Origin of the sequence: Paraburkholderia dioscoreae, assembly GCF_902459535.1 — a bacterium.
Lineage (GTDB): Bacteria > Pseudomonadota > Gammaproteobacteria > Burkholderiales > Burkholderiaceae > Paraburkholderia > Paraburkholderia dioscoreae.
The window spans coordinates 662,812-680,547 of the sequence record NZ_LR699554.1 but is presented as its reverse complement, the minus strand read 5'-3'; the positions used below and the strand labels follow the sequence as shown (position 1 = coordinate 680,547).

The 17,736-nt window shown below is 63.7% G+C and carries 18 protein-coding genes; 3 read left to right on the top strand and 15 right to left on the bottom strand.

The window, feature by feature from the left end:
• Window positions 1-204: 204 nt before the first annotated feature.
• On the top strand, window positions 205-1,020 hold the full coding sequence (locus tag PDMSB3_RS23220) for an IclR family transcriptional regulator (RefSeq protein WP_007176352.1): 816 nt from the start codon (window positions 205-207) through the stop codon (window positions 1,018-1,020).
• Window positions 1,021-1,092: 72 nt separating this feature from the next.
• On the opposite strand, the gene PDMSB3_RS23215 is transcribed toward PDMSB3_RS23220, so the two are convergent.
• The 15 genes from PDMSB3_RS23215 to PDMSB3_RS23145 all read right to left on the bottom strand — a co-directional run bounded on the left by PDMSB3_RS23215 (window position 1,093) and on the right by PDMSB3_RS23145 (window position 15,692).
• Window positions 1,093-1,755 carry an ankyrin repeat domain-containing protein gene (locus tag PDMSB3_RS23215; protein WP_165187856.1) on the bottom strand — a complete coding sequence of 221 codons (663 nt, stop codon included), beginning with the start codon at window positions 1,753-1,755 and terminating at the stop codon, window positions 1,093-1,095.
• A gap of 15 nt (window positions 1,756-1,770) precedes the next feature.
• Window positions 1,771-2,391, bottom strand: coding sequence for a c-type cytochrome (locus PDMSB3_RS23210; protein ID WP_165187854.1), 621 nt, complete (start codon window positions 2,389-2,391; stop codon window positions 1,771-1,773).
• Window positions 2,388-4,121, bottom strand: a complete 1,734-nt coding sequence (locus tag PDMSB3_RS23205; RefSeq protein ID WP_007176349.1) for a pyrroloquinoline quinone-dependent dehydrogenase — start codon at window positions 4,119-4,121, stop codon at window positions 2,388-2,390. Before PDMSB3_RS23205 ends, PDMSB3_RS23210 begins: the two co-directional genes overlap by 4 nt.
• Window positions 4,122-4,405: 284 nt before the next feature.
• A complete protein-coding gene (locus PDMSB3_RS23200; protein ID WP_165187853.1) occupies window positions 4,406-5,359 on the bottom strand; it encodes a vWA domain-containing protein in 954 nt (317 codons plus the stop codon).
• Window positions 5,356-5,946 (bottom strand): tetratricopeptide repeat protein, encoded by a 591-nt coding sequence (locus tag PDMSB3_RS23195; protein ID WP_165187851.1) that lies wholly within the window; start codon window positions 5,944-5,946, stop codon window positions 5,356-5,358. The genes PDMSB3_RS23200 and PDMSB3_RS23195 overlap by 4 nt, the downstream gene beginning before the upstream one ends.
• Window positions 5,943-6,929, bottom strand: a complete 987-nt coding sequence (locus PDMSB3_RS23190) for a vWA domain-containing protein (RefSeq protein WP_165187849.1) — start codon at window positions 6,927-6,929, stop codon at window positions 5,943-5,945. The genes PDMSB3_RS23195 and PDMSB3_RS23190 overlap by 4 nt, the downstream gene beginning before the upstream one ends.
• On the bottom strand, window positions 6,926-7,879 hold the full coding sequence (locus tag PDMSB3_RS23185) for a hypothetical protein (RefSeq protein WP_007176345.1): 954 nt from the start codon (window positions 7,877-7,879) through the stop codon (window positions 6,926-6,928). The genes PDMSB3_RS23190 and PDMSB3_RS23185 overlap by 4 nt, the downstream gene beginning before the upstream one ends.
• Window positions 7,876-8,745, bottom strand: a complete 870-nt coding sequence (locus tag PDMSB3_RS23180) for a DUF58 domain-containing protein (RefSeq protein ID WP_007176344.1) — start codon at window positions 8,743-8,745, stop codon at window positions 7,876-7,878. The genes PDMSB3_RS23185 and PDMSB3_RS23180 overlap by 4 nt, the downstream gene beginning before the upstream one ends.
• A 3-nt stretch (window positions 8,746-8,748) precedes the next feature.
• Complete coding sequence (locus PDMSB3_RS23175) at window positions 8,749-9,768, bottom strand: AAA family ATPase (RefSeq protein WP_165187848.1); 1,020 nt, start codon at window positions 9,766-9,768, stop codon at window positions 8,749-8,751.
• A 209-nt stretch (window positions 9,769-9,977) separates the two neighbouring features.
• A complete protein-coding gene (locus PDMSB3_RS23170; RefSeq protein ID WP_165187846.1) occupies window positions 9,978-10,595 on the bottom strand; it encodes a DUF3280 domain-containing protein in 618 nt (205 codons plus the stop codon).
• Complete coding sequence (locus PDMSB3_RS23165; RefSeq protein ID WP_007176341.1) at window positions 10,592-11,554, bottom strand: LysR family transcriptional regulator; 963 nt, start codon at window positions 11,552-11,554, stop codon at window positions 10,592-10,594. The genes PDMSB3_RS23170 and PDMSB3_RS23165 overlap by 4 nt, the downstream gene beginning before the upstream one ends.
• 15 nt (window positions 11,555-11,569) lie before the next feature.
• Window positions 11,570-12,334 carry a hypothetical protein gene (locus PDMSB3_RS23160; protein WP_165187844.1) on the bottom strand — a complete coding sequence of 255 codons (765 nt, stop codon included), beginning with the start codon at window positions 12,332-12,334 and terminating at the stop codon, window positions 11,570-11,572.
• Window positions 12,331-13,242, bottom strand: coding sequence for a substrate-binding domain-containing protein (locus PDMSB3_RS23155; protein ID WP_007176339.1), 912 nt, complete (start codon window positions 13,240-13,242; stop codon window positions 12,331-12,333). The genes PDMSB3_RS23160 and PDMSB3_RS23155 overlap by 4 nt, the downstream gene beginning before the upstream one ends.
• Before the next feature lie 30 nt (window positions 13,243-13,272).
• A complete protein-coding gene (locus tag PDMSB3_RS23150; protein ID WP_007176338.1) occupies window positions 13,273-13,692 on the bottom strand; it encodes a c-type cytochrome in 420 nt (139 codons plus the stop codon).
• A 182-nt stretch (window positions 13,693-13,874) separates the two neighbouring features.
• Window positions 13,875-15,692, bottom strand: a complete 1,818-nt coding sequence (locus PDMSB3_RS23145; protein WP_007176337.1) for a methanol/ethanol family PQQ-dependent dehydrogenase — start codon at window positions 15,690-15,692, stop codon at window positions 13,875-13,877.
• Window positions 15,693-16,115: 423 nt separating this feature from the next.
• Between PDMSB3_RS23145 and PDMSB3_RS23140 the strand changes: the two genes are divergently transcribed.
• Together PDMSB3_RS23140 and PDMSB3_RS23135 are read left to right on the top strand one after the other, a co-directional pair.
• The gene (locus tag PDMSB3_RS23140; protein ID WP_007176336.1) at window positions 16,116-16,514 is read left to right on the top strand and encodes a 4a-hydroxytetrahydrobiopterin dehydratase; all 399 of its coding nucleotides are present in this window, start codon (window positions 16,116-16,118) and stop codon (window positions 16,512-16,514) included.
• A gap of 147 nt (window positions 16,515-16,661) precedes the next feature.
• The gene (locus tag PDMSB3_RS23135) at window positions 16,662-17,690 is read left to right on the top strand and encodes a beta-ribofuranosylaminobenzene 5'-phosphate synthase family protein (protein ID WP_165187842.1); all 1,029 of its coding nucleotides are present in this window, start codon (window positions 16,662-16,664) and stop codon (window positions 17,688-17,690) included.
• The last annotated feature ends 46 nt before the right edge of the window (window positions 17,691-17,736 follow it).

Genomic DNA, 17,736 nt, shown 5'->3' with positions numbered 1-17,736 from the left:
CGGTCAGTTCGATTCCGACCCGCTACGCCCTATTGCCGGTACAATATTTAGAAATTTCGGAAGAATAATTCCGTTTTATTGTAGAAGGCTGCCCCAGCGGCCCCAACCAAGCAATTCATATATGCAAATCTGCACAACGTGTCCGTTGTTGACGCATTTCGCCGGCTCCCGGCTCGCGCCCGTCTTTTCAGAATCCCGCTGATCATGGCCACTGTCACCACCAACGAGGGAAGTGCCGAACGGCGCGAGGCGGACTCCGGCGCGCTCGCCAGAGGGCTGAACATTCTTTCCCGGCTGAACGAGGCAGCGCGGCCGCTGAGCCTGCAGGACATAGCGGAAAGTGTGGGCCTGCCCACCACCACATGCCACCGTCTGCTGCAGTCCCTCGACCTTGCCGGCTATGTGTACCGGGAAGGCTCGCTCTATTGCCCGACCCCGCGGGCGGCCTGCCCGCTTCCGCTGGAACACCCGCTGAACCGGTTGCGCCGCGACACCGCGTCGCTCATGCGCGAGTTGCAGGAGCGGCACGGCCCGTCCGTGCTGCTCATAGCTTTCCTTGGAGATCACCGGGTGACGGTGGAATGTGTCGCGGGGAATTACAGCGTCACGCCGTATTTCGACACCACGGTTACGGCGCCGCTACACGCGTCCGTGTCGGGCAAGATATTGTTGAGTGACCGCACAGATGAACAACGCGACGCAATGCTTGGCCAGGCGCCCTACTCCGCCCGCACGGAATTGACTATCCGCGATCGCGCGGCGCTCTATGATGAACTCGAAGAGGTACGAAAGCGCGGATGGGCGACCAACCAGAATGAAAACGTGATTGGCATATGCGCCGTGGGCTCACGGCTCGCGGCTCCGTCCGGCCGGGCCTTGGGAGCGATCGTGCTCACCGGGCCGAGCCGCTTCTTCAGCAAAGGCTTCGACACCATGCGTGACGATCTGCTGCAGGCTTGCCAGATGCTGAATTCGACCTCGCATGCCATCCGTACGATGACGCAGCTTCTTGGGGTCTAGGCCGATTCAGGGAACCGGAGTCGCACACGTCGAGTGAATGGCTCCGGATTAGACGCACGTTCAGATCGCGCGCTAGCCAGTAGATAGCAGCCGCGCAACCTGATCCGATTTTGTCTGCACGGCGATATCTTTCGCCGTCATGCCCCGATTGTCCTTCAACGCCCGATTCGCACCGCGCGCGATCAGCAGCCGCACGGTATCCGCGCGATCGTATCCGGCGGCCCACATCAGCGCGGTGAGATCGTTCTTGTAGGTGCGGTTTACATTGACCCCGGCATCGAGCAACTGATTTACAACCTTCGTTTGCCCCTGACCGGCGGCGTACTCCATTGCGGTTTTACCGATGCGGTCCGTGGCAAGAGGATCCGCGTCATGCGCCAGCAGGAGCGCGACGATTTCATCGAAGCCTCCATACGCCGCAGCCATCAACGGTGTAACGCCCGGCGCATTCGCGTGCCGGACGTTCGCGCCGTGGTCGATCAGCATGCGTGCCGTAGCCGCATCGCCTCGTTTGCACGCGGTGATCAACGGAGTGTCGCCGATGCGGTTCATGGCGTCCACCGCCGCGCCGCGCTGGAGCGCCGCGAGAGCCGACGGCTGGTCGCCGTCTTTCGCGGCCGCCAGCAACTGCCTGTTTGTTTCTCCATCGCCCTGCGCATGCGCGGGCAGGCACGCACCCAATGCGCCCGCTAGCAGCGCGACAGTCGCAACGGTACGGGTGAGAGTCTCTTTCACGGTATCTCCTCCCTGCTACTGGAGATTGTTGATATACGCGGCCAGATTGCGAATGTCGTCGTCGGTCAGATTGCGCGTCACACTGGTCATATTGCCGGCGTCGTTGGTTCGCGTGTGCGAGCGGAAGTCCTGCAATTGCTTGACGATGTATGGATACAGTTGACCCGAGACGCGCGGAATCTCGTTCTGGCCGGCAAAGCCGCCCAGGTGGCACATGGTGCATAACACCTCGGCCGCTTTCTTCCTTCCGGCTTCGATGCTGGCGTTATCCGACTTGAACGGAACGGACACTGCCTTTTGCGCGGCAAAGTAGTCGGCCAGATCCTGCATGTCCTCACGCGAAAGGTTGGCCGCCATCGGCGACATGCGCGGGTCGCTGCGCCGTCCTTCCTTGAAGTCCTTGAGCTCCAGATAGATATAGCGCGCGGTTTGACCGGCAAGAATCGGATAGTCCGGGTTCGTCGAATTACCCATCGGCCCATGACAGGCCACGCACACCTGCGCCTTCGCCTTGCCGGCCTCGGCGTCGGCGTGCGCGTTCAACGGCAGCCATGCGGCGGCGAACCAGCCGCACAGCACTGCCGTCCATGAGCGGCGCGCCCGCCCCGGCGTTCCCCGCAGCGTCGGCATCGTCATGGCAACGCAAAGACGAGCACGGTGTTGCCGCGCTTGAAGTCGAGCTGCGTATTGCCGCCCGCCGCGACCGCGATGTACTGCTTGCCGTGCACCATGTATGACACCGCGGGCGCATTGACGCCGGCGCCGCACTGGAACTCCCAGAGCTTCTTGCCCGTGGCGGAATCGAATGCGCGGAACAGGCCGTTGCCTTCGCCGTTGAATACGAGGCCGCCCGCCGTCGTCAGCACGCCGCCGATGAGCGGCTGTTCGGTCTTGTAGTCCCACGCGACCTTGCCCGTATCGACGTTCACGGCGGACAACTTGCCCCATTGCTGTTCGGACGCGATCGTCTTGAACGCGCCGCCCAGCCACAGCTTGCTGCCGCCCGGATAGGCGGCGTCCTCGACCTGATACGTCATCGGCTGATGCAGATTGGCCGCATACACGAGACGCGTGTGCGGATCGAATGCCATTGGCGACCACTCGACTCCGCCGTTCGCGCCAGGCAGCATCCGCGCGCCGGCGGCGGTCGGCAACGTCCACATGTTCTCCTGCGGAATCATCGCCTGCGAATAGCGGATCAGCCTTCCGGTGGCGCGATCGTGAACGTACACGTGACCGGTCTTGCCGCCGTGCACCACGCCCGGAATCATCTTGCCGTTGTTGTCGCGCACGTCGATCAGCATCGGCGGGCTCACGGCGTCCAGGTCCCACACGTCGTGCGGCACATACTGGTAGTGCCATTTGTATTTGCCGGTGTCCAGATCGATGGCGACGAGCGAATCCGTATAGAGGTTGTCTCCCGGCCGGATTGCGCCATACAGGTCAGGCGAAGGATTGCCGACCACGAAGAACACCGTATGCGTCTGCCGGTCGATTGCGGGCGCCATCCACACGCCGCCGCCGAGCGTCTTGTAGAAGTCGCCGCCTTTCTCGGCCAGCTGCCTTTTCTCGGCATCGATGTCGCGTTTCTCGTCGCGGCCGGTCGCGTCCTTCGTAGCCCACACGCCTTCCTGGCCGGTTTCCGGAATCGTATAGAAGGTCCACAGCAATTGACCCGAGTTTGCGTCGAACGCCTTGAGGAAACCGCGAATGCCATATTCGCCGCCGTTCGTGCCGATCAACACCTTGCCGTCGACCACCGTCGGCGCCATCGTTTCCGAGTAGCCTTCATCGGGATCGGCGATCTGCGTTTGCCACAACACGCTGCCGGTTTTTGCGTCGAGCGCGACGAGCTTCGCGTCGAGGGTGCCCATGTAAAGCCGGTCGCCGGCTATGGCTACGCCGCGATTGTTGGGCCCGCAACAAAACGTCGTGACCGAGCCCATCTTGTGTTTGTAATGCCAGAATTCCTTGCCCGTTACTGCGTCGACCGCATATACGTGATTGAACGAGGTGGTAATGAACATCACGCCGTTCGATACGATCGGCGCCGTTTCCATCGACTCGTTGACGGCTGTCTGGAATATGAAAGCCGGCCGGAGTTTCGACACGTTCGTTTTGTTGATTTGTGCACCACGGTAGTACCGCGTCTGCGCGTACGAACCGTTCGAAAGCAGCCAGTCGTTCGACGTGGTGGCCGCCCTGTCGAGCTGTTCCTGGCTCACGGGCTGCAGCGTCGAGGGCACGGGCGAGGTCGTCGTGGTCGAACTGTTCTGAACTTCGTCCGCGGCATACGCAGCGGGCAAGCCGAATGCGATGGCGAGCAGAGGAAGACCAATAGCGTCTGGAATGCGAATGAATGGCATGAGCGTCTCCTTGGCTTTTTATTGTTCAAGAATTTCAGCGCTGGAGTGCGGCATTCATCCACGCAAGCGACGGCGTAGAAAAGCAGGATGGCACAACCCTCTCAAACAACAAAAGCGTACGATTTAGAACCGTTGATTGCTTTGTCAGAATGGGTCGGCTGCGCATGGATGGGTGGAGGGAATGCTCTCTTCCCCAAAAGGCCGGCTCGCTTAAGCGTAGGCTAAACGCTCGGGATTTTCCAGACTCTCAATGGGTTTTGATGAGCATTTTAGTAAGCATGGCTTCACACATATGACGAGTTCGCAGATCTGCCGGTCACGCGACGCGTGGCCCAACGGAACTCCGGCGCGAATCGCCAGACGAGCAGCAACAACGCAAGCAGTGCGGGACACCAGCGCAAGTCGGTCGGCACCGGTTCGCGGTGCGCGAATCGCACATCGAGCATGGCATCGCTCAAGGCCGCGGCACCCAACAGGCGGCGGTATCCGAAGCCGATCTGAGCGGCCACCGCAGCAAGATAATGCCCGTGCAATGCGGACAGTTCCTCGTGGCTTTCCGCCTGCGTTGCGGAACCCGGCAGCGGTGGAGCCTGGATCACATCGTCCGCCTGCCAGTAGCCGCTACGCTTACCGTCGGCATCGGTGTGCGGAATGGGCGCGGCCTGATCACCGCCGACGCCGATCAGCCAGCCCTTGACCTGAGCAGGGTTGATGTCCCGCGCCGGCGCATCCGAAGGCAGCACCGGCGGCGCCTCCTGGCCATCGGTGACGAACACCACGGCCGCGCCATGACCGACGTCCTGCGCCACGCGGACCGCTGAATAGACGCCGCCCTCGGCAATGCGGCTCCAGTTAGTCCAACGCATGTGCCAGTCGATCCTGTCGAGCGACGAAAGCAGCGCGTCATAGTTGCCGCAGACTTCGACCGGCGGCAGCAACAGCAAGGTCCGCTGACCGGTGAACACACTCCAGCCGACCTTCGAGCCGCACGGCAATCGTCCGATCGCGTCGCGCATCGCCGCCCGCGCGAATACCAGCCGGCTCACCGGCACGCCATTCAGCGCGACGTCTTCGACGTACATGCTCTGCGTAATGTCGAAGGTGACGATATAGCTGAAGGTATCGCGCGGCAGCACCACGCGGGGCATGGCGACCGCAGCGATCAGCAACAGCAGTGCCGCAGATGTCGCCCAGTGCCGTCCGCGGGAAAACCCACGCGTCCACTCGAGCAAGCTCATGGCAGATCCTTGCTCTGCGGATCGCTGACCTTGACGTTGTGCTGCGACTTGACCTCGGGCGAATCGTTCGAGGCGTGCGTTTCAGGGGCGAGCCACAGCGCCCGTTCGAGGTTGTAGCGTGCGTCCCAGTCGTCCGGTGCCGCGCGCAGCAACGTACGGTAGCGTGCCTTCGCTTCCTCGATCATCGCGACCGACTGCACTGTGCCGGACCGGTTGTTGCCCAAACTCTCTCTCAGGTACATGTTGCCGAGATCGAACAGCGCGGCGCGCCCGATCTCGTCGAGGTGTTCGTCGCGGATCAGATCCTCGAAGAGCGGGCCGGCCGTATCGTAGATACCGGCGTTCGACAGCGCGACGGCACGCGCGAGTCTGACCTCGCGGAAGTCGCCGCCGCCGTTGCCGCGTTCGTTGCGCGGGGCGCCTGTCGCGCCGCTTTTGCCCGCCGCTTTGCCTGTTTCACCCGCTGCTGCGGCCATCGCCTGATCGACGTGCTGCGCGTGCTGCAGGCGAGCCCAGTCATACGCCGCGACACCAGCGCAGCACAGCGCGACAGTCGCGAAGATCACATGAATGGATAAGCGTTTCATGACCAGGCCCGCACCTGAAGCAACCGCAAAGTCAGCAGGAGCGCACAAGCCGACAGCGCCACCGCGAAACAATACGGGCTGAGATCCTGTCGCGGCAGACGCTCGACAAACGAAGTCCGCGCATTCTGCTGCCGGTTGATCTCCGCCATCGCGTCCTTCATCGCCCGCGCGTTACCGGCCTGAAAAAGCCGGTAGGGTGTCTTCAGCGAGAGAAAGTAGCGATGCAGTTCGGCTTCGGCCGAAGACTCATTCGCGGGCACCGCGGCGTTCAGATCGGGACTGTAGGTGCCGCTACGCAAGTAGATAAAGTAAAGCGCGATCTGGTTGCGCATTAGTCCATCCTGGATGAGCCGCCGTACCTGCGTGTCGAGTCTCGCGCCGCCGTCCGAGACGAGAACGATCGCCCGGCGGCCCGAGGAGGCCCGTCCATTGAACTCGCCGATCGCCGCCAGCAGCCCACGGTCGAGTTGCGTGTCCGGCATGCCGCGACCCACCGCCGTGCCCGCAATTGCCGCCTCGATTGCACGCAGGTCGTAGGTGAACGGCATCGCAAGCACGGGGCTCGTGCCGAACATCATGAACGCGAGCCGGTCGTTGGGCCGCTGCGCGACGAAGTTCGTCAATGAAGCACGCGCCACCTTGTTCTTCGACTCGCCCGCCGGCGACTCCACCCCTTTGCTGTTCATCGTTTCGTCCATGCTCGCACTGCGATCCATCAGGATCAGAATCTGGGCTCCGCTGCCCGTACGCAGCACCTGCCGCTGCGAGCGTCCCGGACCGGCCAGGCCGAACACGATAGCCGCCATCGCCAGCACCGCACTGCCCCGCCCGATCAAGCCGATCCATTGTCCGAGGCGATCGTCCGGAAGCCACGCGACCCAGGAGAAGGCGAGCGTGTCGCCGCGCCGTCGCAGCAACGGCAGCGCGGCCAGCGGCAACAGCACGAGCAGCCACGGATAGGCAAAGTCGAACACCGTGTTCATCGCTGATGGCGCTGCTCTGCGCGATACAGTGCGCGGCATAGCCCCCGCAACGGATAAGGCGCTAACGCCGGTGCGGGCGTGAAGAACCGTTCGCCGGATTGCTGATAGAACTGTTCGAGCTGCGCGTGTAGCGGCTGCAAATACGGCGCTCGCGCAAACAGGCTGGGCAGGGAACCCGCGTGAACGACATGGCCCGCCGTTTCGTTCAGTGCGCGGTGCAGATACAGCCACGCATCTGCGGACGTGTCGGCGTTCGGCCCGTCCATGCGCCGCATCTGCTGCCAGGCGCGCGCGAAAGGCAACCGCGCCGACTCACGCCAGTTGCGCCACAGCCACCAGCCGACCCACGAAAGCAACGTCAGCAGCAACAGGCCGAGCGCGAAAGCCGCCTGCCTTCGCAGCGGCGCGGTCGGCGTCAAGGGAGCCTGCCGGTCGGGCCGCATCGGTTGCAGATCGCCGGCGTCGAAGGCATCGGCGGAGGTTATCGGACCGACGCTGAGCGGCCACTCCGCAACCTGCAGCGTCGCGCCGGACGCGGAGGTCAATGTCAAGGCCGGCAACGCAATCCGGGTGAGCGTGGGCGCGACGTTGACGATCTGATAGTCGATTGCCATCCACCGGCGACCTTCGGCATCGGTTTCGATCCGGGCAGGCCGCCGTTCGAGCCACGCGCCGGTGCGGCCTATGGAAGGCGGCGCGACCGAACCGACATCGTTGCCGCCGGCGCTCAGGAGGATGCGTTGCGTGACGATATCGCCGAGCAGATGGCCGAATGCGCGCGGCTCCTGAACCGTCGGCTGAAGGACATCGCCTGAGCCGGCAGCGACGCTCATCGCCGGCGCTAATGCCAATGCCAATGTCAACGCGAGTGACGAGACAAACCTCGTTGCGCCGGACGCCTCGCACAGCGACCTTCCCGATCTGCCAATGCCGCGCCCGTCAGGTCTCATGCGATCGTCTCCAGAAAGTAGCGCGACATCGCCTCCGGATCAAAAGCGCTCTCGACATAAAACGGCTGGATGCCGCGTTTGCCGAACATGTTCGCGAGTTCCGCGCGCCGCCGCGCGACAGCCTCGCGCCAACGCTCGCGCACGCTGCCGCGCAGCCATAGCGTGCGCTGCCGGGCGGACTCTGCATCGTTGACCGCGAGTAGCGAACCGCCGTTCGGCGGGGCGATTTCAGCGGTGTCCCAGACTACTATCGGGACCACGCAGGCGTGCACCAGCAAATCGAGTGCGGCCGGCAATTCCGCGAGCGGCCAGTGAAAATCCGAAACGAGGAAGATCAGTGCCTGCCGTCCGGCCAGCGCCGAAGCGGCGCGTTGCAGCCCGGCAATACCACCGCTTCCGGCGGCGGCGCTCGCGCTCTCGCTCTCGCGCAACATCGTCGCGAGCAGGTTGCCGACGCCCCGGCCATATCGCGCCGGCATGAAAAGATCGTCGCGCGCGCGGGTATCGAAGGCAAGCATGCCCAACGGATCGCCGACACGGAATGCGCTGTATCCCAACGCTTCGACAAAATCCGCGGCAACCTGCAACTTCGTCTGGCGCTTTCCGAAGTGCATCGACGCCGAGACATCGACGATCACCTGCACCGGCACCGCGGCGCGCTGCAGGTGAACCCGCACCAGCCACTCCGAGCGCGCGGCGCGCACGCTCGCGCGCAGATCCAGGCGGCGCGGATCCGGGTAGTCGAAGAGACGCCCGTGCATCGCGAATTCCTGGCCGGCGCCGAAGCTCGATCCCGGATGCGAGCCGGGACGAAATCCGCCTGCGCGCATCGGCAACCGGTAGTGAAATTCCGCTGTCCCGTTCATGGTTCAGGGTACGGCCAGCCTGTTCATGATTTGCGCCATGAGCGCTTCAGCGAGTTCCTGGCGGCGCAGTTCATAGATCGGCGTGAAGAACACACGATGCCCGAGCGCGGGCATCAGCACGGCATGAATATCTTCCGGAACCAGATGCGAGCGGCCGGCCAGCCACGCCACCACGCGGGCCGCGCGCAGCAGCGCGCTCATGCCCCGAGGGCTTGCGCCAGCCAGAATCAGCCGATCCATATCGACGCCGTCGAGCGCAATGCCGAAACGCTGCGGCGTTTCCGTGGCCTGCCAGATGTCCAGAACATAGCGCTCGATCGTTTCACTCGATTGCACGCTCTCCTGAATGGCCGCGCCGACCTGGTTCAACTGTTCCCACTGAACGATCGCAGGCGGGAGCCGCGCAAGCAGGCTGTCGACGTCATGGAACGCCGCGTCGAATACCAGCGAGCGCCGCACGTCGGGCTCGGTCGGCGTGGGCATGCCCAACTCGAACAGGAAGCGATCGCGCGCCGCCGATGCAAGCTCGAAGGTCTCTTCCTTCTCGACCTTGTTGCGGTCGGCGAACACCGTCATGTGCGGAAAGCGATATTCGCGATCGAACGCCCACACCGAACGCTCCGCCATCGCGCGCAGCAGCAGCGACTGAACCTGGGGACGGGCGCGATTGATCTCGTTGAAGAAGAACGTGGTGAGCCGCTCGCCGTGTCGAAGCAGCGGACCGGGATCGATTCGCGGCCTGCCCTCGGCGTCGACGTACGTGTGATAGACGAGATCGCCCGGCATCAGGTCGATGGTGCCTTCCACGCGCTCGAACTCGCCTCCCACCACCCGCGCAAACGCGCGCAACACGGTCGTCTTGCCGACCCCGACGCCGCCTTCGAGGAGCACATGGCCACGGGCAAACAACGCGACGGTGATGAGACGGATGGTCTGCGGCTGGCCGATCACGACTCGCGAGACTTCGTCTTCGATCTGCAGTGCATGCACGCGCCAGTCCTGAAGCAGTTCGCCAGCACCCATCGATGCAATCCCCTATAGCAGGCAATCAGGCGCGGGCTCGTCATAAACCCGCGATACGGATGTGCTTCTCATCGCTATGCGCGGACCTCGCCGCATACTCTGTGCCAGTACTCGGCTGGACGCAGCAGGTGCGCTCGCGCGAGGAACGATGTCAACCTGTTACGTATTTCGAGTACACAGTGTGCCGCTGCGGGAAAATCGCTGCGCTCTCACGGAGAGGCGCCACGATCTGCCGAGCCCGCTGTCGAGCCCGCTGTCGAACCCGCTGCCGCACCGCCAGCCAGCAATCCGGCCAGCGCCGCCGCGCCTCGTCGCCAGGACAGGTCGGTATTGCCGCGAATATCGACCGAACGCTGGAAGACGGTCGTCCCGCTGGAGACGTCTTCGACATGCAGGTTAATGTTCAGGATCAGGTTGCTGACTTTCTGGACCCAGCACCGGCCGATCTGCTCGACACCGAGTTTGCGTCCCACCTGCCGCGCACAGTCCGCGCATGCGTTCAAATCCTGCGATGCGCCGAGTTGAGCGATCAGGCCGGCAGCGGCCGTATTGTCGGCAACGCGGTAACGCTGACTCTCGCGCAACTGCTCACGCAGCGCCTCGCTCACCATCCCGATGCGCGCCTGCTGGATGCGGTTGGTCCCGGCATCGTTGTAGACCGCGTTATCGTCGATCAACACACAGTCCATGACCGCGATCGAAGTCGGCGCACCGAGCGCCTGCGAACAGGCGAATGCCACGCAGATCATGCCGATGGACCCCACGTAACGCCCATAACGTCCATAACGTCCATAACGCACGCGCGCCGCACCTCCCGCCTCGCTCATTTCAACACTCCCGATTTCGCGGGCAAGGCGACGAACGCCGCATACTCGCGCTCCAGATAAGCGGCGGCCTGTTCGAGCAGAAACTGCCTGAATACCGAACACGTCGGCGACAACTGCTTGGCCCGCAGATGCACGACTTGCCACGTCCGTTCGATCGGCGTGCCGTTCACGTCGAGCAATGCAATTTCCTTGGTACGCAGTTCCAGCAGCAGCGTATGCAGCGAAATCAGGCTCACGCCCATGCCCGCCATCACCGCCTGTTTGATCGTTTCATTGCTGCCGAGCGTGACGACCTTCGCGGGCGTGAAAAGATGCTGCCTGAACATTTCCTCCGCGGCCATGCGCGTTCCGGAGCCGGGCTCGCGCAACAGAAACGTGTCGCCACGCAGTTCCTGCAGATCGAAGCGCCGCGCACCGCATAACGGATGGTCGAGCGGCGCGATCACCACTTGCGGATGCCAGGCGAGCGGCTCGGTCGTGGTGTCGAGCTCCGGCGGCGGGCGGCCCATGATGGCGAGATCGATCGCATTGTCCTGCAGGAGGCGCAGCAGCGCATCGCGATTGCCCACTGAAAAATGCACGTCCACCTTCGGATACAGATGCGAATACATGGCGAGCAGCTTCGGCGCGAAGTACGTCGCGGAACTGACGATGCCCACCGCGATCGAGCCGCTATCGGCCTGCTTGAGCGAGGTCATCGCGTCTTCCGCATCCTTGATCTCGCCGAGAATCCGGCTCGCGTGATGGCTCAGCATCTCGCCCGCTTCGGTCAACGCGAGCTTGCGCGCAATACGCTCGAACAGACGCAGGCCCACCGCCTCCTCGAGCTGATGAATCTGCATCGACACCGCCGGCTGGGTCAGATGCAATTCCTCCGCGGCCCGGGCGAAGCTCGTGTAGCGGCTCGCCACGACAAAGATCTGCAACTGGCGCAAGGTCAGCGAGCGGATGAAATTCACCTTGGCGCGGCCTCGCTAACGGCTCGCACGCGGCGCGTCGGAAGGCTTCAACGGCACATTCGGCGCGTTCGGCGGCGGCGACAGTTTTCGCAGCGCCGCCTGGAAGCTCAGCGTTTGCGTCTGCAACGGGTGCGCGAAATCGTTGTTCGCGCCGGGCACGTCGGTGCGGATCAGCGCGACCTCGCCCGGCACCGTATCGGCAATCAGGAACGTGTAGCGCTTGCCGGTGAATTGTGCGAAGCGTTCCGAATTGGGATCGCCCAGGTACGGCTGGACGACGATCTGCCGCGCCTTCACGGGCTTGCCGCCGACCTGGCTCGTCACCGTCTCGATCTTCGGCCCCGCGGCGAGCGCGAGGCGCAGGCGCTGCTGGAAGTAGCGGCGCTGGCCGCCGGTCAGATGCTCCATCTCCGCGATATCGCGTTCGAGGAAATAGATGATCACCGGATTGCACTGCAAGCCGGCGTTCGGCAACGGCACCGCGCCGCTGTGATCGGACACCTGAGCATCGCCTTTGGCGTTGTCCGGGCTGACCACCAGCACCTTGACCACGTCCGTACTGTGCGCCGGCTGGTCCGTACTGAGGAAAGCGTAGTCGAGCTCGGTTTGCTGCTGGATGCCGTGCAGATGATCCGTCGTGAAGATGAGCCGCTCGGCGGCGGAGATTTCGTCGGTGCCCGCAGCAAACGCTGCGCCGTGCGTCGCACACATTGCGCACGTTACACACACCGCAAGCACTTGCCGCCACGCGCGGCGCGATCGCTGCCGCTCCCGCCTCATGGCGACCCGTCCGCGGGCTTGCCTGCCGGCGTATCGACGGGCTTCAGAAGCGGCACTTCGTAACTGGTGAGGATGTTGTCGATCTTGTCGTGGTTCGCGCCGATCCATTGATCGACCTTGTCCTTCCACGCTTTCTCGCCGTAGCGCACGCCCATCGAGATCGTATAGTCGAAGCGGATCCCCGGCGTGGCCGGGAACGGCACGAGCTTGACCGTATCGCCGGAGCGCTTCGCGAAGTAGCCCGCAATCGGCCCCCACAGGAACACCACGTCCACGTTGCCCGCCTGCAGATCCTTTTCGATCATCTGGCCGGGGTATTCCTGCGGATCGCCGCTTTGCACCTGATACGAAACCGCCTGATCGATCAGATCATGGCTGAGCAGCCAGTCGACCGCGGGCGTCTGCGTGAAGATGCCAAAGCGCAGTTTGTGCAACTGGTCCGGCGGCAGCTTGAGCAGATCGTCCGGCGTATTGATGCCGGCCAGTTCGGGCCGCTTCGTAAAGACCATTGCATACGTGGAGCGCAGATAAGGCTGCGTCGTCGAGGTCATGTCGTAGCCCTTCGGCACGCCGATGATCAGATCGCACTTGTAGCGCTCGGTGTCCGGCACCTTCTCGCGCAACGTGTGCCGCACGAAACCCATGCGCTGCGGAAAATACGTGTATTCGAGCTTGTAGCCGAAATCGCTCGCCATCTGGCTGGCTATGCGGTTCTCGTAGCCCTCGCCCTTGTTGTTGGACAAAGGCATGTTGTTGGGGTCCGCGCAGACCCGCAGCACCCCATCGGCGCCATCGTTATTGGGCATTGTCTCGCCTTGGGCGCGCACCGCGCCGCTTGCAATCGCCGCATAGCACAGCGCGGCAGTTACGATTGCGACGTGCGTGGGCATTCGTTTGCCATGACGCATCGATAACCTCCTGAGGTAGAGACGTGGGCGCTATTTCGAGTCGATGGCCTGCAGATCGCCCGGCTTGATCTGGCCGTCGGAACGCCCTTTCAGATAGGCGTAAAGGTTCTCCCAGTTCTTCTGCATCATCTGGCTCGAACTGAAGTCGGGCATGCCCTTGTCCACGCGACCACCGAACACGGTGCGGTGAAACTCGGTCTTGTCCAGCGTCTTGAACGCATCGACGAGCGAGGGTCCGACCATCCCCTGTTGCTGCGCGCCATGACAGCGTTCGCAGGCCAGTGCGCGCCAGGTCTTCCACCCTTGCAGCGTATTGGGGTCCACCTTGCTGCCGTCGACCACCTTGTACGCCACCTGGGCAATCGCGGGATTGGTCTGGGCGAACGCAGCGGGCAGTACGACGAAAACGGCGGGCAGTGCCGCCCGCAACAAGATTGATCGGCCTTTCATATGCACATGTCTCCTTCAAAGTAAGGCCGCGCCCCGACGCGTTTCATCGACGCATCGGCGAATTGCCGGCAAAGGCGCGGACCAGATGACTCGTAGACGACTACGTATGACTGAAGGCGCCGCCGGCCGCCCGATCCTTTGCAAGGGCAAGCCGGCCACGCGTTTCGGTCAACTCCGGCGCTTCAACTGTTGCCGCCGGGAATGGCGAACACGAAGAGCGTGCCGCCCAACGCCGTGTACTTCGCAAGCTCGCGATAACCGCCCACCGCGCCGAGGCCTTCCGTCGACTTCTCGAGGCCCGCCGCCATGCCGATACCGGCCCAGCCGCCAATACCCGAGTAGACGCCGATGAACTGCTTGCCCTGATACTCGTAGGTGAAGACGTTGCCGATGATTCCCGACGGCGTCTTGAAGCGCCACAGTTCCTTGCCGTCCTTGATGCGGACCGCCTTGATGTAGCCTTCCAGCGTGCCGTAGAAGGCCACGCCGCCTGCGGTGGCCAGCACGCCCGACCATACCGAGAACCGCTCCGGCTTGGACCAGACGATCTTGCCCTTCGAAGCATCCCAGGCAATGAAGTTACCCATCGAGTTGTTGTCGTTCGGGCCCGGATACATCGACAGCGTGGCGCCCACATACGGCTGGCCCGACACGTAGTCGACATCGAACGGTTCGTAGTCCATGCAGACGTGGTTGGTCGGCACGAGGAAGAGGCTCGATCCCGGGTCGTACGCTGCGGGCTGCTGGTCCTTCGAGCCGAGCGCCGCCGGACAGATGCCCTTCACGTTGTGGTCCGAACCGGCTGCCTGCGTCGAATAGGCCGCGTTGCGAATCGGCTTGCCGCTCTTCATGTCGACGTGATCGGCCCAGTTCACCGCCGGGTCGAACTTCTGGGCAACCAGCAACTGGCCGGTCTCGCGATTCAACGTGTAGCCGAAACCGTTACGGTCGAAGTGAACGATAGCCGGAACCTTTTTGCCGTCGATCGACAGGTCCGACAGGATCATTTCGTTGACGCCGTCATAGTCCCACTCGTCGTGCGGCGTCATCTGGTAGACCCATTTGGCTTGACCGGTATTCAGATCGCGCGCAAAGATGGACATCGACCATTTGTTGTCGCCCGGACGCTGCGTCGGATTCCATGTACCCGGATTGCCGGTGCCGTAGTAGACCAGGTTGAGTTTCGGATCCCACGCGTACCAGCCCCAGGTGGTGCCGCCGCCCAGTTTCCACTGGTCCCCCTTCCACGACTTCAGCGACGAGTCCGCGCCCACCGGCACCATCTTGCCGTCGGCATACGTCGTCGTCTTGTCGGGATCGATCAGCATGTCCTTGTCCGGGCCCGTGCTGTAGGCCGTCCAGGCCGGTTTCCCGGTCTTGATGTCGTACGCGATGAGACGCCCGCGTACGCCGAACTCGCCTCCGGAAATGCCGGTCAGCACCTTGTCGCCGAATACGTGCGGCGCGTTGGTGTTGGTTTCACCTGCTTTGGGATTGCCGTTTTGCGCGGTCCAGACCACGTCGCCGGTTTTCGCGTTCAACGCGACGAGTTTGGTGTCGGCCTGCTGCAGGAAGATCTTGCCGTCGCCATACGCGAGCCCGCGGTTGACGGTATCGCAGCACATCACGGACACCACCTGATCGTCCTGTTTCGGCAGGTACTGCCAGATGAACGTCTGATCCTTCAGGTTGATAGCGATTACCTTGTTAGGAAATGGCGAGTGGATATACATGGTGTCGCCGATCACGAGCGGCGCGCCTTCGTGGCCGCGCAGCACGCCGGTCGACATGGTCCACGCGACCTGTAGTTTCCCGACGTTGTTTTCGTTGATCTGCTTGAGAGGGCTGTAGCGATGGTTGGCATAGTCGCCCGCCTGCGCGGCCCAGTTGGACGGATTCTTCATGAGCCCGTCGAGCTGCGAATCGGCCTGTGCAACGAACGAACTCAAGGCTGCCGACGCGAGGATCGCGAGCCCAAGAACCGTGGTGCGTAAGTTCATGTCTCCTCCAGAATGGTCTTGCTGTTCAACTCACGAATGACCCACGCTACCTCGTCGCATCGGGCGCGCCTCCTCGAATACGGGTAACGATCAGCGCCGCTTCCCGATCGTTGCCGGGCTTTATGGCGCATGACGGCCAACGCATATTCCATGCCGGAATCGAACCACCGTGCGCATCGTTCGCCGACAGAAGCTCGTCGGCACGCGCCGCGCGGCGCGGCACGCGGCTCATGCGTGTCACGGCCGTGACGGCTGCGCCGCGGCACGTGGGACATACTGTGTCACTCGCCGGTACGAAGCGTGTCCGTCGCGCAGCAGGCAGCAACAGAACGCCCGAACCTGCGGCGCGAGCGCCTGACTGGCCCGTCAATTGCAGCGCGTCATACGGTTAGCGGCGGTTCCAACACGTGCGGAGCAACGGTCATGGCAAACGCAGAACAGGTCTATTCCGACGAGGAGATCCAGCAACGCCTCATCGGTCCGCTACAGCACTGGTATCTGGAAGAGGGCTGGCTGCGGCGTAAATATCGCACCGAGGGCTGGAAAGGAACCTTGATGGTCGTGAACGCGGTGGGCCACCTCGCGGAAGCCGCCTGGCATCACCCGGATCTCACGGTCTCCTATGCATTCGTGACCGTGAAACTCAAAACGCATTCCGCCAAAGGCATCACGGACAAGGACTTCGCGCTCGCCAGCAAGATCGAATCGTTCATTCAGTGGCAACCAGCAACCGAAGGCGGCCCGCTCGAAGGCACCCCGACCGACGATCAGCGCTTCCGCTACATCAAATACGACAAGCCGAAAGACCCCGGGGCCGACTGATCCCGGTGTCGCGCTACGAGCCTGGTACGGCTTTCGCTTGAAGTCCCCCGCCGGGCCGCCGCGCCGCGGTACGCGCCCTCGTCGCGGCGGCCCACCAGGTAGGTCCGCTGATGCACGGCAACTCAAGCACGAACAAGGACACTCGCGATGCAGCTTCACGTTCGCCGCCTTCCGCCTCAAGCCACCGTGACGGTCGACGCGCCCGCGCGGCTGCACCTGGGCTTTCTCGATCCGAACGCCTCGCTTGGACGCGCGTTCGGCAGTCTCGGGCTGGTCGTCGATGGCGCCGGCACCCGCGTCGAAGCGCGGCTCGCCGAGCGCGACCGGATCGACGGTGCGGCGACCGATGCGGAACGCGAGCGCATTGCGATCTGTCTGGAACGTCTGCACGCCGCCTACGACCCGACGCCCGTTGCGATCGAAGTGGTCCGCACGCCGCGCGCACACAGCGGCCTGGGATCGGGCACGCAACTCTCGCTCGCCGTGGGCAGCGCCTTTGTTCGTCTGCTCGGCCATGTGGCCACGAGCGCCGAGCTCGCCAGCCTGCTCGGACGCGGCGCGCGCTCGGGCATCGGCGTGCTCGGCTTCGATTCCGGCGGCCTGCTGGTGGACGGTGGGCCGTCCGGCGATCTGCATCCGGGCGTGCCGCCTCTGCTCGCGCGCCAGCCGTTTCCGGAAAGCTGGCGCGTGCTGCTCGTCAGCGACAACGCTCGCGAGGGCCTGCACGGTGCCGAGGAACGCCGCGGTCTCGCCGCGCTCGCCCCGTTCCCGCAGCAACTCGCCGCGCACCTGTGCCACCTCGTGCTGATGAAGATCCTGCCGGGCGCCGCGGAGCGCAACATCGTGCCCTTCGCGCATGGCCTCACGGAGATGCAGCAGACCATCGGCGAATACTTCGCGCCCGTGCAAGGCGGCGTGTTCGCAAGCCCCGATGTCGAGCGCGCGTTACGCGCCGTGGCCGCCGAGCGAACCGCGGGCATCGGCCAGACCTCGTGGGGACCGACAGGCTTTGCGATCGTCGCCAACGCGCGCGAGGCCGAGGCCGCGCTCGCCACGGCGCGCGCGGCGACGCGCGGTCTGCCTCACATCGAATGCACGGTGGTGGCGGGACGCAATCGCGGCGCGACGGTGCGCTCCGTCGAAGCGCGGCAGCCGCAGCGTATCGACGCAGCATGACGCGCCCCGGCCTCGCACTGCTGCCTGCCGATCCGGCAGCGAGGCA

Coding starts and splice junctions, on each gene's coding strand:
- PDMSB3_RS23150 (WP_007176338.1), bottom strand. CDS start 13,692: ATGAAAGGCCGATCAATCTTGTTGCGGGCGGCACTGCCCGCCGTTTTC.
- PDMSB3_RS23200 (WP_165187853.1), bottom strand. CDS start 5,359: ATGAGCTTGCTCGAGTGGACGCGTGGGTTTTCCCGCGGACGGCACTGG.
- PDMSB3_RS23210 (WP_165187854.1), bottom strand. CDS start 2,391: ATGACGATGCCGACGCTGCGGGGAACGCCGGGGCGGGCGCGCCGCTCA.
- PDMSB3_RS23155 (WP_007176339.1), bottom strand. CDS start 13,242: ATGCGTCATGGCAAACGAATGCCCACGCACGTCGCAATCGTAACTGCC.
- PDMSB3_RS23180 (WP_007176344.1), bottom strand. CDS start 8,745: ATGAACGGGACAGCGGAATTTCACTACCGGTTGCCGATGCGCGCAGGC.
- PDMSB3_RS23220 (WP_007176352.1), top strand. CDS start 205: ATGGCCACTGTCACCACCAACGAGGGAAGTGCCGAACGGCGCGAGGCG.
- PDMSB3_RS23160 (WP_165187844.1), bottom strand. CDS start 12,334: ATGAGGCGGGAGCGGCAGCGATCGCGCCGCGCGTGGCGGCAAGTGCTT.
- PDMSB3_RS23175 (WP_165187848.1), bottom strand. CDS start 9,768: ATGGGTGCTGGCGAACTGCTTCAGGACTGGCGCGTGCATGCACTGCAG.
- PDMSB3_RS23170 (WP_165187846.1), bottom strand. CDS start 10,595: ATGAGCGAGGCGGGAGGTGCGGCGCGCGTGCGTTATGGACGTTATGGA.
- PDMSB3_RS23195 (WP_165187851.1), bottom strand. CDS start 5,946: ATGAAACGCTTATCCATTCATGTGATCTTCGCGACTGTCGCGCTGTGC.
- PDMSB3_RS23205 (WP_007176349.1), bottom strand. CDS start 4,121: ATGCCATTCATTCGCATTCCAGACGCTATTGGTCTTCCTCTGCTCGCC.
- PDMSB3_RS23135 (WP_165187842.1), top strand. CDS start 16,662: ATGCAGCTTCACGTTCGCCGCCTTCCGCCTCAAGCCACCGTGACGGTC.
- PDMSB3_RS23140 (WP_007176336.1), top strand. CDS start 16,116: ATGGCAAACGCAGAACAGGTCTATTCCGACGAGGAGATCCAGCAACGC.
- PDMSB3_RS23145 (WP_007176337.1), bottom strand. CDS start 15,692: ATGAACTTACGCACCACGGTTCTTGGGCTCGCGATCCTCGCGTCGGCA.
- PDMSB3_RS23185 (WP_007176345.1), bottom strand. CDS start 7,879: ATGAGACCTGACGGGCGCGGCATTGGCAGATCGGGAAGGTCGCTGTGC.
- PDMSB3_RS23190 (WP_165187849.1), bottom strand. CDS start 6,929: ATGAACACGGTGTTCGACTTTGCCTATCCGTGGCTGCTCGTGCTGTTG.